The sequence below is a fragment of the Paucibacter sp. DJ2R-2 genome (genome assembly GCF_025717675.1).
GTDB lineage: Bacteria > Pseudomonadota > Gammaproteobacteria > Burkholderiales > Burkholderiaceae_C > Paucibacter_A.
The window spans coordinates 127,092-140,157 of record NZ_JAJIRT010000012.1; the positions used below are offsets into that span (position 1 = coordinate 127,092).

Annotated in this window: 12 protein-coding genes and 1 pseudogene; 6 read left to right on the plus strand and 7 right to left on the minus strand. The window is 59.6% G+C overall.

Features of this window, described 5'->3' with window-relative positions; translation table 11 throughout:
• Positions 1-11: 11 nt before the first annotated feature.
• From LNV28_RS22135 to LNV28_RS22150, 4 genes are all read right to left on the minus strand, one after another.
• Entirely contained in the window at positions 12-1,049 is a 1,038-nt protein-coding gene (locus LNV28_RS22135) for a beta-ketoacyl-ACP synthase III (protein WP_263520316.1), read from the minus strand.
• Positions 1,046-2,146, minus strand: a complete 1,101-nt coding sequence (plsX, locus tag LNV28_RS22140; RefSeq protein ID WP_411970014.1) for a phosphate acyltransferase PlsX — start codon at positions 2,144-2,146, stop codon at positions 1,046-1,048. The genes LNV28_RS22135 and plsX overlap by 4 nt, the downstream gene beginning before the upstream one ends.
• Before the next feature lie 330 nt (positions 2,147-2,476).
• Positions 2,477-2,659 carry a 50S ribosomal protein L32 gene (gene rpmF, locus LNV28_RS22145; RefSeq protein ID WP_009552540.1) on the minus strand — a complete coding sequence of 61 codons (183 nt, stop codon included), beginning with the start codon at positions 2,657-2,659 and terminating at the stop codon, positions 2,477-2,479.
• Positions 2,660-2,956: 297 nt separating this feature from the next.
• Positions 2,957-3,517, minus strand: coding sequence for a YceD family protein (locus LNV28_RS22150; protein ID WP_263520318.1), 561 nt, complete (start codon positions 3,515-3,517; stop codon positions 2,957-2,959).
• A gap of 79 nt (positions 3,518-3,596) precedes the next feature.
• Between LNV28_RS22150 and LNV28_RS22155 the strand changes: the two genes are divergently transcribed.
• Both LNV28_RS22155 and LNV28_RS22160 read left to right on the plus strand, forming a co-directional pair.
• Complete coding sequence (locus LNV28_RS22155) at positions 3,597-4,235, plus strand: Maf family nucleotide pyrophosphatase (protein ID WP_263520319.1); 639 nt, start codon at positions 3,597-3,599, stop codon at positions 4,233-4,235.
• On the plus strand, positions 4,232-4,999 hold the full coding sequence (locus LNV28_RS22160) for an SAM-dependent methyltransferase (protein ID WP_263520320.1): 768 nt from the start codon (positions 4,232-4,234) through the stop codon (positions 4,997-4,999). The genes LNV28_RS22155 and LNV28_RS22160 overlap by 4 nt, the downstream gene beginning before the upstream one ends.
• Positions 5,000-5,063: 64 nt before the next feature.
• Here LNV28_RS22160 and LNV28_RS22165 read toward each other — a convergent pair whose 3' ends face one another.
• Positions 5,064-6,566, minus strand: coding sequence for a DEAD/DEAH box helicase (locus tag LNV28_RS22165; protein ID WP_263520321.1), 1,503 nt, complete (start codon positions 6,564-6,566; stop codon positions 5,064-5,066).
• Positions 6,567-6,593: 27 nt separating this feature from the next.
• Entirely contained in the window at positions 6,594-7,733 is a 1,140-nt protein-coding gene (locus tag LNV28_RS22170; protein ID WP_263520322.1) for an MraY family glycosyltransferase, read from the minus strand.
• A 256-nt stretch (positions 7,734-7,989) separates the two neighbouring features.
• On the opposite strand from LNV28_RS22170, the gene LNV28_RS22175 reads away from it, so the two are divergent.
• A protein-coding gene (locus LNV28_RS22175; RefSeq protein ID WP_263520323.1) for an IS3 family transposase occupies positions 7,990-9,092 on the plus strand; the annotation gives its coding sequence in 2 pieces (ribosomal slippage) (positions 7,990-8,206 and positions 8,206-9,092; 1,104 coding nt in all).
• Here the strand turns inward: LNV28_RS22175 and LNV28_RS22180 are convergent.
• Positions 9,089-9,403: a transposase gene (locus LNV28_RS22180; protein WP_263520324.1), complete on the minus strand. Its 315-nt coding sequence runs from the start codon at positions 9,401-9,403 to the stop codon at positions 9,089-9,091. The two genes, LNV28_RS22175 and LNV28_RS22180, sit on opposite strands and share 4 nt — an antisense overlap.
• Positions 9,404-9,484: 81 nt before the next feature.
• On the opposite strand from LNV28_RS22180, the pseudogene LNV28_RS22185 reads away from it, so the two are divergent.
• The 3 genes and pseudogenes from LNV28_RS22185 to LNV28_RS22195 all read left to right on the plus strand — a co-directional run.
• A pseudogene (locus LNV28_RS22185) lies at positions 9,485-9,629 on the plus strand (IS5/IS1182 family transposase); the annotation flags it as partial.
• Between the two features lie 287 nt (positions 9,630-9,916).
• Entirely contained in the window at positions 9,917-11,890 is a 1,974-nt protein-coding gene (locus tag LNV28_RS22190; protein WP_263520325.1) for an SLBB domain-containing protein, read from the plus strand.
• Positions 11,827-13,035 carry a GNVR domain-containing protein gene (locus LNV28_RS22195; protein ID WP_263520326.1) on the plus strand — a complete coding sequence of 403 codons (1,209 nt, stop codon included), beginning with the start codon at positions 11,827-11,829 and terminating at the stop codon, positions 13,033-13,035. The genes LNV28_RS22190 and LNV28_RS22195 overlap by 64 nt, the downstream gene beginning before the upstream one ends.
• The last annotated feature ends 31 nt before the right edge of the window (positions 13,036-13,066 follow it).

Sequence of the window (13,066 nt, forward strand, 5' to 3'; positions counted from 1 at the left end):
GACCTGCCGAATCAGAAGTCCAGCAGCACGGCACCCCAGGTGAAACCGCCACCCACGCCTTCCAGCATCACAGTGTCACCGGCCTTGACGCGGCCGTCGCGCACCGCCACATCCAGCGCCAGCGGGATGGAGGCGGCCGAGGTGTTGCCATGCTGATCCACCGTGACCACCACCTTGTCCAGCGGCAGCTTCAGCTTCTTGGCCGTGCCTTGCATGATGCGGATATTGGCTTGGTGGGGAATCAGCCAATCAATGTCTTCTTCGCTGCGGCCGGCTTTTTCCAGCACCGAGCGCGCCACCTTTTCCAGCACGCCCACGGCCAGCTTGAACACGGCTTGACCGTCCATCTTCAGCAGCGGGTCGCCACTGACCTTGCCGCCCGAGACATGGCCGGGCACGCAGAGAATGCCCGAGTGCTTGCCGTCGGCATGCAGCTCGGTGGCGAGGATGCCAGGCATGTCGCTGGCGCTCAGCACCACCGCGCCGGCGCCGTCACCAAACAGAACGCAGGTGGTTCGGTCCTTGAAATCAAGAATGCGCGAAAACACTTCCGCGCCCACGACCAAGGCCTTGCTGGCCGCGCCGGTGCGGATCATCGAGTCGGCCACCGTCAGCGCATAAACGAATCCAGAGCAGACGGCCTGGACGTCGAAGGCCGCGCCGCCGGCAATGCCCAATTTGTGCTGCAGCAAGCAGGCCGTGGACGGGAACACCATGTCCGGCGTGGACGTGGCGACGATGATCAGATCGATCTCAGCAGCGGCAATGCCCGCCGCAGCGATGGCCGCCTGGGCTGCCGGCAAAGCCAAATCGCTGGCCGTCACACCATCGTCCGCGAAATGACGGGCATGGATGCCGGTGCGCTCGACGATCCATTCATCCGAAGTTTCGATGCCATCGGCTGCCAGCTGGGCAGCCAGCTCTGCATTGCTCAAACGTCGGGGCGGCAAATAGCTGCCGGTGCCGATGATGCGGGCGAAGCGTGCGGCCGATGCCGCAGGCAAAGAAGCAGAAACAGGGGTATTCGTGGCGCTGAGGTTGATGGTCATGCAGCTTGGGCGACCGAGGCCGCCTTGTCTCCTGAGTCGCCAGCTCCGCTGCCCACAACGCCGGCGTCAGGGCCGGGCGCGGCTTGCAGGGTGGCAATGATTCGGTCGTGAACCCGGTCGAGCAGCCGGTTGCGGGCGGCATCATACGCCCGGTTCAAAGCGGTCTCGAAGGCGAAGGCGTCGGCTGAGCCGTGGCTCTTGAAGACCAGCCCACGCAAACCCAGCAGGGCTGCGCCATTGAAACGGCGGTGGTCCACCCGGCCCTTGAAGCGCTTGAGGACGGGCATGGCCAGGGCCGCGGCGGCCTTGCTGAGCCAGCTGCGACCGAACTCCTCGCGGATGATGGTGATGATCATGGTGGCCAGGCCTTCGGCCGTCTTGAGGGCCACATTGCCGACGAAACCGTCGCAAACCACCAGGTCGACTGTGCCCTTGAAAATGTCATTGCCTTCCACATTGCCGTAGAAGTTCAGCTGACCGGCTGCCGCCGATGCGCGCAGCAACTCACCGGCTCGCTTGATGGTCTCGCTGCCCTTGATGACTTCTTCGCCGATATTGAGCAGGCCAACACGGGGCTCAGGCTTGCCGTCCACCGCAGCCACCAGGGCGCTGCCCATCAGGGCGAACTGCAGCAGGTGCTCGGCCGAGCAATCGACATTGGCACCGAGGTCCAGCATGGTGGTGTAGCCGCCCAGCTGATTGGGCATGACCGAGGCGATGGCCGGGCGATCAATGCCGTCCAGGGTCTTCAGCAAATAGCGAGACACCGCCATCAGCGCGCCGGTATTGCCGGCCGAGACACAGACGTCGGCCTGCGGCAGGCCGCCATCGGCTGACTTCAGCTGATTGATGGCCACACGCATGGACGAGTCCTTCTTGCGGCGCAGTGCCACTTCGACGGGGTCATCCATGGCCACCACCTCACTGGCTGGCACGATGCGGCAACGCGGCCACTGCGCAGCTTCCGCCAGCGCTTCGGGCAAACCGACTAGCAGCAGCTCGGCCTGCGGATGCTTGGCGAGAAAAGACTGGCAGGCCGGCAAGGTGATCGAGGGGCCATGATCGCCACCCATGCAATCGATGGCCAGGCGCACCACAGCCAGAGGCTGGGCTGGCGGCGAAGGCTGAGTGGGCAGACGGGAATCGACAGAAGACATCACAGCAACCCAGGTGAAGGCCGGACAAGCGAACTCAGCCTGACAGGAAAACTCAGGCCCGGCGGCGCGCACGCGCCCGCCCAGCCGAGTGGATCAAGCCAATATGTCAGGCCATGCGGCACCGAGCGGTCGACAAACACGCCAAACAACAAGGCACGCAGAAAACACAAAAACCCGGCACTGCAACAAAGCACAGGCCGGGAATTCGTGATCACAGCAGATCGTTGGATCAACGCGCCACCCAAAGGCTGGCGCGCCAGTCGGGGTCGATCAGGCGTCAGCCTTGGTCTTCAGGACCTTGCGGCCGCGGTAGAAACCGGTGGGGCTGATGTGGTGACGCAGATGCACTTCGCCGGTGGTCGGCTCAATGGCAGTACCCGGGGTAACCAGGGCATTGTGCGAACGGTGCATGCCACGCTTGGAAGGCGACTTCTTGTTTTGCTGAACGGCCATGAAATTCTCCTAAGGCTCCGGTGATTGAGGCGCTGTGGCCTGGAAACGAGTTGAACCGAAGCGATCAACCCACGCAGACCTGCGACCTGCACACCCCGGGCGCCGCGATTGCTGTGTACACAAGCGTCGCGAGCATCAAGCGCACCATGCGCGAGCGGTTTGCAAGCACGTTGACCAGCACTATGGACTGGCTCGCACTCACGGCACGCTACTTTGATTCTCGGACCGGGGAAAGCCCGCGATTGTAGCACCGATGAAGAAGACACTCAATCCGCTTTCAGCAAGCGAGGCCCCAAATCACTTCTTCTTGAGTGCCGCCAGCGCCGCGAAGGGGTTGGGACGCTCGGATGCAGCGGCCTCCTCATCGCTCAGTTCGGCCACATCGGCAGGCACATGCAAGGGCTGCGGGCATTGCTCATGCCGCGGCACCAAGGGCAGAGACAAGAGCAACTCGTCCTCGACCAATTCCTGCACATCGAGGCTGCGCGTCAAGGCCAAGACCTCTTCCTCGCTGTCGATATCGAGCTCGGCGGCTTCCTTTTCGTCGCGCACAAAGCGATAAGAACGCGCCAAGCTCATGGCCTCGCGCACCGGCTGCAGGCAACGTTGGCAAGTCAGACTGATCTCGGCGGAGGCTTCGAGGTGAAGCCAGGTTTGAGGTGTCGACCCACTCTCTTCACGCCGCTCACCCTGAAGCGACCATTGCACAGCCGGCCAGCTGCCGACCGGCGTTTCCGGGGCCGCCGACTCGGCCAAGCGGCTCAGCTGCGCAGCCGGCCACTCCCCTTGCAGAAGGCCCGCGTCGCGAGCAAAGGCCGGGACGTCCAGTTTTCGAGAATCAAATTCATGCGCTTTCATGCCCGCAAGTGTACGAGCCGAGCTGCACACCGACCGACCCTAGCCCCGCCAGTGACACGCAGGGTGCGAAAATCCAACCATGCACACAAGCCCCCCCGCCCTCACACCACCCCGCCAACTGATTCTGGCTTCCACGTCGCGCTACCGTCGCGAACTGCTGGAGCGCTTGCGCCTGCCCTTCGAGCAGCAGTCGCCCGAGGTCGATGAAACCCCCCTGCCCGGCGAAGCCCCGGCGGCCTTAGCAACCCGCCTGTCCCTGGCCAAGGCCCAGGCGGTGGCGAGCCTGCACCCGCAAGCGATCGTGATCGGCTCGGACCAAGTGGCCGACCTGAACGGCGAGTCGATCGGCAAGCCCGGTACCCATGAGCGCGCTTGTGAACAGCTGCGACGCATGAGCGGGCACCGCATCGTGTTTCAAACCGGCGTGGCGGTCGTCTGCGAAGCCACCGGATTCAGCCAGCAAGACCTGGCCCCCGTGCATGTGGTGTTTCGCGATCTCAATGAAACCGAGATCGAAAGTTACCTGCGCGCCGAGCAACCCTATGACTGCGCAGGCAGCGCCAAATCGGAAGGCCTGGGCATCAGCCTGCTTGCCGCCATCGAATCGGATGACCCCACTGCCCTGATCGGCCTACCCCTGATTCGCACCAGCCAGCTGCTGCGCGCGGCCGGCCTGGACCCTTTGCAAGCTCTGGCCGCCGCGGGAGTGAAGGCATGAAAAAAGGTCGCCTCTATCTGGTCCCCAACACCTTGGACTTCGGCGTCGAGGGTGCAGCCGTGGCACTGCAGGAAGTCTTGCCGCAGCATGTGATCGAAACTGCCGCTCGCCTGGGTTTCTGGGCCGCAGAAAGCGCCAAGACCACCCGAGCCTTTCTAAAGCGAGTTGATGAAGTGGTGCCGCTCGCCCAAGCACTGCAAAGCCTGGAGATCAAGGAGCTACCGCGCCCACCCAAGGGCCGTGGCGGCGACCTGGTCAACCAGAACCAGGCCTGGCAAGCCTTGTTGGCCCCGGCCCTGGCCGGCCACGATATGGGCTTGATTTCCGAGGCTGGCCTGCCGGCCGTGGCCGACCCGGGCGCCTTGCTTGTCGCCGCAGCCCACGATGCCGATATCGAGGTGCTGCCACTGAGCGGCCCCAGCGCCTTGCTGATGGCTTTGTCGGCCAGCGGCCTAAACGGTCAGAGTTTTGCCTTTGTCGGCTACCTGCCCGTGGAAGCCCCCGCCCGCGCCATCCGCATCAAGGAACTGGAGAGCCTTTCCGCGCGTCAACAGCAAACCCAGCTGATGATCGAGACGCCGTATCGCAACACTGCGCTGCTGCAGGCCCTGCTGCTCAATCTGCGCCCGCAAACACGCTTGTCCATCAGCTGCGGGCTGAGCCTGGCACAAGGATGGACGCGCAGCGCCACAGTCGCAGACTGGCGCAGCTCGGGCGAAAGCATGCCCGACAAGGTGCCTGCCGTATTTGCCCTGCTCGCCTGAACCGCCCATGAAAAACGCCGCCGAAGCATGCCTACATGCTTCGGCGGCGCAGTCCTAGTGCCGATCAGGATTCGATCGATTCGGCCGGAGCCTTGGCGCCGAACAAAGCCGCCACCCGCTTCTTGGGCTTGATATTGCTGGACAAGGCACGCGGCATTGCCGGTGTGCCCTTATCCCAGGCCGGCGGCTCATCTCGGCTGCTGGCCTCATAAGGCTTGTCAAAAAATGCATCGCGTGCCGGCGCCGGCGGACGATAGGCCGGCCGCGGCGCGGCCACAGACGCAGCGGCCTCGGCTTGCGGCTCGAACTCGCGGCGCGGGCGAGCCGGGCGCTCAGCACGCTCCCCACGTTCACCTTGACGATCCGAACGCGGACCACGCTCATCTTGAAGCTCGAAGGCTTGCAGGTCCAAGGTGCGCTTGAGCAGCTTCTCGATATCACCCACCAGACGCGCATCTGACCGGGTCACCAGGGTCACGGCGACACCCGAAGCACCCGCCCGACCGGTACGGCCGATGCGGTGAACATAGTCCTCGGCATTAAAGGGCACGTCAAAATTGAATACGGCCGGCAAATCGGCGATGTCCAAGCCGCGCGCAGCCACATCGGTGGCCACCAGCAGATCCACTTCACCACGCTTGAAGGCTTCGAGCGACTTCAGACGTTCATCCTGCGATTTGTCGCCATGCAGCGCCGCCGTGCGAAGGCCATCACGCTCGAAAGAACGCGCCAGACGCGCCGCGCCGAGCTTGGAGTTGACGAACACAATGGCTTGGCCGATCTCGCGCTGCTTGAGCACCTGCCGCACCACGGCACGCTTGTCGTCATCGGTCACGCTGTAGAACAGCTGCTCCACATTGGTGGCCGTGGCATTGGGGCGCGCAACCTCGACCAGCACGGGCTCTTGCAAGTAGCTTTGCGACAGGCGCTTGATCTCCGGAGAGAACGTGGCGGAGAACAACAAGGTCTGACGGGTCTTGGGCAGGTAGCTGAGAATGCGCTGCAGATCGGGCAGAAAGCCAATGTCCAGCATGCGGTCGGCCTCATCGAGAACCACGTACTCAACCTGGTTCAAGACGCAATTCTTGGCTTCGATGTGATCGAGCAAGCGCCCGGGCGTGGCAATCAACACTTCCACGCCGCCCTTGAGCACCAGGGTCTGCGGCTTCATGTCGATGCCGCCGAACACGCAGGTCACACGCAGATTGGTGTGTTTGGCATAGGCCTTGATGTTGTTGGCGACCTGGTCGGCCAGCTCTCGCGTGGGCGCCAGCACCAGCGCACGTACCGGGTGTCGAGCCGGCGAAGCGCTCGCGTTCTCGTGCTTGAGCATGCGCTGCAGCAGAGGGATGGAAAAAGCAGCGGTCTTGCCTGTACCCGTCTGGGCGGCCCCCATCACATCGCGACCATCCAGCACGATCGGGATCGCTTTGGCCTGAATGGGCGTCATCAAGGCATAGCCTGAATCCGCCACAGCACGCAAGAGCTTGGCGTCGAGCGGCAGCGTGTCGAAGCGAGCAGGCGTGGGATCAGGGATGGCGGTTTCGATGATTTGGGGTTCGGTCATTCCCCGATTATCCGACATCCGAGCGCATTACTCGGATTTACCGCCCGTTCGCTGCGGCGAGCGTCCCATCACGTCCCCTTTGAACACCAGCCACTTGGGCGTACGGAAACGGACGATGCGCCAGTAAAGAGCCACATAGGTCACGCCGAAAACCAGCATGCATGCAGCCAGCATCAAGGTGGAATCCCAGAACAACAGCGCCGGCACCAAGGACGAAACGCACAACATCCACAGATAAGGCGCCGTCATGGAATTGCGGCGCGTCATCGCGCGCGCATCCCGGGCTCCAACGGCCCAGCGCATCAGGCGGCGATAGATCAGCGAATGCAAATGGATGCCGTCTGGCAGTCCCGGCGGCGTGGCCCGGATGAAGCGGCGTCGGTAAATGGAGAACACCGTCTCAAAGACCGGGTAGACGCAGACCATCAAAGGAAACAAAGGGGAAACCTGGCTGTGCCGTGCAATCAGCAGTATGCCCACCTCGGCCAGCAAAAAGCCCATGAAATAAGCGCCACCATCCCCGAGAAAAATCAGGCCCGCCGGAAAATTCCAAACAAAGAAGCCCAGAACAGCCCCGATGCCCGCCAAGGCCCACAAAGCCAACTCAGGGTCTCCAACTTGGTAAGCCACATAGGCAAATGTCAACAGCATCAAGCTGACGCACATCGACGACAGCCCATTGAAACCATCGATGATGTTGATGGCATTGGCCACGCCGGCCACGGTGAAAACCGTAGCCACCAGCGCGCCGAGGGTGCTGCTGACGATCCAGTCAAGGCCCGGCACATCGGTATGGCTGATGCGGGCTTCCAAAAGCCAAAAGGCCAAGCCCGCAGACACAGCCGTCGCGAGCAAACGCTTGGCCGGCGACACACTCTTGGTGATGTCTTCAATCAAACCCGCCGCGAAAGCGGGCAAGCCACAAAGCAGCAAGAGAAGCCCCAGGCGCGCATCCGATTCACTGCCCACCTTCCAGGTCAACAGTGCCAGGACAGCCATGCCCAAAAAGATGCCAACACCACCAATACGCGGCACCGGTCTTGCGTGAAATTTCTGGGGGCCACTCAAGTCCGTATCGGCTGAGAAGTGCCCATGCGTACGGGCCGATCGAATGACCAAGAGCGTAATCAGGCAGGAGATGAAAAATGGGACGAAAAGATGAGCCATGCGCAGGAGTGTAGCCAGTGCCACAAGGGGCTCAGCGCCAGGGATTGAATCGCCAAGGTTTTTGAGGCGGCGCCAACTCTTGAGAAGACAGAGCCATGAACAAATCGAACAAGCTCTCAACTGAGGCGCGTGAGCGAACTGTGAGGATAGTGGGCTGCTGCCGGTTTCATGGACACCTTGTTAAGGTGTGAAGTGAAATCGGAGGTTGGTTATGGGGACATGAAGGCAATTCAGCCGGGAGTTCAAAGTTGAGGCGGTGAAGCTGGTCAAAGAGCGCGGCGTGTCGATCACGCAGGCAGCGCGGGACTTGGACATTCACCCGACGATGCTGCGGACTTGGATACGCGAGGTGGCGGCCGATCCGCAGCAGGCATTCCCAGGTAAAGGCGTGATGAAGCCTGAGCAGGCCGAGATTGAGCGGCTGAAGAAGGAAGTGGCCAAGCTCAAGATGGAGCGCGACATCCTGAAAAAAGCCGCGGCCTACTTTGCCAAGGACTCACTGTGAAGTTCGAGTTCGTGGCGAAGCACCGAGGGGTCTGGCCGGCGGTGGTGATTTGCGGGGCGCTCGGTGTCTCGCGCAGCGGCTTTTATGCCTGGCTGAACAGGCCGCGAAGCCAACGCAGCCTGACCCATGAGAGCATCGGCAAGCAGGTCAAGCAGAGCTTTCTGGACAGTGACCGCACCTACGGCGCTCGCCGGGTCTGGCGCGACGTGCTGGCCAGTGGCGTGGACTGTGGGCTGCACCTGATCGAGAAGCTCATGCAGCAGCAAGCGCTGCGTGCAAGGCCCAGGCGGCGCGGCCTACCCAAGGATGACAGCCAACGAAGCGATGCCGCGAGCAATGTGTTGGATCGACAATTCAAGGCCGAGGGGCCGAATCAGAAGTGGGTGGCGGACTTCACCTACATCTGGACGGCCGAAGGCTGGCTGTACGTGGCGGTGGTGCTGGACCTGTTCTCACGCCGCGCAGTGGGCTGGTCGATGCTGGCCAGCATGACATCACAGCTGGTGGCGGATGCGCTGATGATGGCTGTTTGGCGTCGCGGCAAACCGCTGACACTTTTGCATCATTCGGATCAGGGCAGTCAATACACCAGCGGCCACTTCCAGCAACTGCTCAAGGACCATGGCATCACCTGCAGCATGAGTCGCGCAGGCGAGGTATGGGACAACTCAGCGATGGAGAGCTTCTTCAGCTCAATGAAGACCGAACGTATTGCACGCAAGGTCTACAGAACGCGAGACGAGACAAGGGCTGAAGTGCTCTACTACATCGAGCGGTTCTACAACCCGACTCGGCGTCATTCAACTATCGGCTATGTCAGCCCGGTACAGTTCGAGCAAGCTAATCGAGCTTAGGTCGGTGTCCATGGAATCGGCAGCATCCCATTTTTTAGCAGATCGTGCTCCGTCTGCAAACGCTTGAACTGCTGCTTGACTTCGCGCAGCCGGCGCAGCTCCGCCACTGCTGCGGGCTCAACCGGCTCGATGGGGCCGGACAGCTCGCCATCACGCACTTGCTTGCGCCACTTGGACAGCATGAAGGGATGAATGCACAAGGACTCCGCCACGCCCTTGATCAGCACCCCTGGCTGCTCGCTCATCAGCACCGCCTTGAGCTTGAAACTCAGCACGTAACGGTGAACTTTTCTTGGTCCTGCTGTTCCCATTGAACACTTCCTTCGTTAGGTGGAAGTGTCAACGAAACCGATTCAAGCTCCGAGTCGAGTCGCCAGATTGATGAGTTGGACCGCCTGAAGACGAGCATCTAGGCCAAATCGGGACCACCCGTTCAGGGTGATCAAGTCCCAGATAGGCCATGTGAGGTTGCGCTATCGCGGCTTGCCAATGAACACAACGCAGCTGCCGACTCAGTGTGCGCTTTCCAACCAGTGATGGGTGCGGCGCCAATTGAGATCGACGAAGGCGAAAGTACGCCCGCAAAACGTGAAAGCCGCCGAGGAGGCGGCAAACGCGCCGCGAAACGCGACAAAACCAATTGCCGATAGCGCAGCGGGTTCAACACAGCACACCAGAACGAGGCCTGCACGGATAGGAGGCTCTATGCAGCAGTTCCTTGCATCAAGGTCAACAAAATCGAAACGAGCCCAGTCACCACAGCGGAATGCCAGGCAACGCTAGAATCCCGAAGGGTGCACAGGTGGTCTATTGGTGAAAACAGCATGCAAAGCTACAGCAAGCGAAATCTTATGAAGTACTACGATTCTTGGAAATCGTCGCCGTCGAGAAGTTGCGACGGCGCGGTTTTGGGTTTTACGACCCAGTGCACTAGCTTCCTGAAACGAGGAACACGATCGCGAATACTGATCGCTGGTCAAATCTTGGCGCTAGTTGTTGTTGCGTCACCCACCCATGCGGCCGAGGTTGCAGTCGAATCCGGACCGATCCGACTGCAATCGCCCAATCGCGGAGTTGATGCACGCGAAGAAAGCATTCAAACCAACGCCTCCGCCCGAAGCGACCAGCAGAAATCTACACCGCTGCCTCCGCCCTATCAACCAGGAGAATTTGAGCGGTATGTTCAACGGAGTGCCGGAGGAACAGTTGAGATACGGCGATTTGGCTCCGAGCTGATGAGTCCAAATGAGCGTAGCAATTTTGCGCAGGAAGCCAGCAGCCAAATTCCACTGGACTATTTGATTAACAGCGGAGACGAACTCCAGGTCAGCTTGTGGGGCTCAGTAGACGCCGACCTACGCTTAACCGTCGATCGAAGCGGCCGCATCACGCTCCCACGAGTTGGCCCAATCATGGTTGCAGGCCTACGCTATGCCGATCTTGAAGCAGCCATTGACAAGCGTGTAGCCCAAGTATTCCGAAATTACAAGCTTAGCGTATCGCTCGGGCGGTTGCGCAGCATTCGAATCTATGTCACCGGCTTCACTCAGCGCCCTGGAGCCTACACGGTCAATAGCCTATCAACCCTAGTAAATGCCTTGATGCATGCTGGCGGCCCATCTTCAGCCGGGAGCTTTCGCCAAATTGAACTTCGCCGGGGCGGAAAATCCATTACCACGTTTGACTTTTACGAACTTCTGATCAATGGAAATAAATCAGCAGATCGCCTTCTTCAGGCCGAAGATGTAATTCACATCGGTCCCGTAGGAGTGCAAGTCGCGCTGATTGGCAGCGTTAACAAACCAGCAGTTTTCGAGATTAAGCCAGGTGAGAATATTGATAGCCTGCTATCCATGGCTGGAGGATTCACTGCAGTGGCCGATCGCAGCAGACTAGCTATTGAGCACCTAGACACGCGCAACGACGTCCGAATAAGTGAATTGGCACTGCCCCAACAAAAGCAACAGCAACCACGGAATGGTGATCTGCTGCGTGCATTTAGCGCAGTCGATACATCCCTGCCTCAACACCGGCAGAGCAGACGCATCAAGGTCGAGGGCGAAGTACATCGTCCTGGAGAGTATATTCTGCCGGCGAATAGCACCGTTTCCGATGCCTTAAAGGCCGCTGGCGGCCTAACAACGGGAGCCTTTCTATACGGTACGGAGTTTAATCGGGAAAGCGTTCGCACCCTTCAGCAGGAAAACTATGATCGCGTCTTGCGCGACCTCGAGACTGAACTCTCCCGAAGCTCGTCAACTCAAAAGGCAATTTCAGCCGATGAATCAATCGCCCAAGCGGCAAGGGCGCAAAACTCAACCAAGCTCCTTGAACGGCTAAGAAGTCTCCGACCAAATGGTCGCGTCGTTCTCCAACTAGCCCCAGGTGCCGCCAACCTACCTGACCTACAACTGGAAGACGGAGACCGTCTAAGTATTCCATCCAGACCAACAACAGTCGGCGTATTTGGCAGCGTATTCAACGCGGGCAGCTATCTCCACATCAACGGAGGCACGATTACTGATTTCCTGAAACTAGCGGGCGGTACAACCCGCGGAGCGGACACAAACAGTTTGTTCGTGCTCAGAGCAAATGGCAGTGTCGTGAGTGCGAGGCAACGAACAGGATGGCTGATGGGTGGAGGAGGACTTGACGGCGTAAGCGCTGAGCCCGGCGACACAGTCTTTGTCCCCGAGGAATTGAATAAGACCACCTTCATTCAAGAGGCAAAAGAATGGACACAGATTTTTGCCCAATTTGGATTAGGCATCGCCGCAATCAGAACACTGACAAAGTGACAAATCCTACTACCCCAAGTACGGCACCTTCAACAAGTGCCACCGCGAGCGCATCACCACTGTCGAGCCTGGTTCAAAAACATTGGCGCGTGATCGCAATTGCCCCCATCGGCATAGCACTACTTGCTTTGCCCGTGTCCTACTTAATTCCGCCAACGTTTACTGCGAGGACCTCATTCCTCCCGCCTCAAACGCCCGGCGGAACCAACGCAGCAGTTGCCTCCCTCGGCGCCCTGGCAAATCTGGCTGGCGGCGGCGGCATGAAAACGCCCGCAGACCAATATGTTGCACTTATGCAGAGTGCCACGGTACAGGAACGATTGATTGAACGTTTCAAGCTGCTAGAAGCCTACGACGTAAAGTTAAAAATCGATGCGAGGCGAGAGCTTCAGCAAAACGTACGCGCTTCGTTAAGCAAGCGTGACGGCATCATCGCAGTCGAAGTTGACGATCGATCACCAGAACGAGCTGCGGCCTTGGCCAATGGACATGTGGAGGAACTCGCTAAGTTCATTGCAACACTAGCCATCACCGAAGCGCAACAGCGTCGCGTGTTTTTTGACAATCTTCTAAAAACCACCCAGGCGAAACTCAGCGCTGCGCAGGAAGCGCTACAGGCAAGCGGATACAACGCCAGCGCACTACGAGCGGAGCCGAAAGCAGCCGCAGAAATATACGCAAAGCTCAAAGCTGAAATTACCTCAGCAGAAGCTCGATTGACCGCCGCACAACAGTCACTCTCTAGCTCCGCTCCTGAAGTCATGCGGCAGGCAGCTTTGGTCGCAACACTCCGTAAAGAGCTCAATATCAACGAAAGTAGCCATAGTTCTACTTCGCAAACCGACTACATCACCAAGTATAGAGAATTCAAATATCAAGAAACACTATTTGAGCTGTTTGCCCGCCAATACGAAACCGCACGGGTCGACGAAGCTCGCGAAGGCGGACTTTTGCAAGTCATTGACGTTGCACAGCCCCCTGAAAAGAAGAGCGCGCCAAAAAGATCCAGGGTCATGATTGCAGCATATTTCATCGGTTTGGCAGCCGCCATTCTCTGGTTGCTTCTTCGCGGGAGAAGGCCAGCACCTTTGTCAAACCAACAAAATGGGCAAACAGAAGACGCCCCTCAAGTTGAGCAAAACTGATAGAAATTCAAACAAGCCAAACCTACACGCT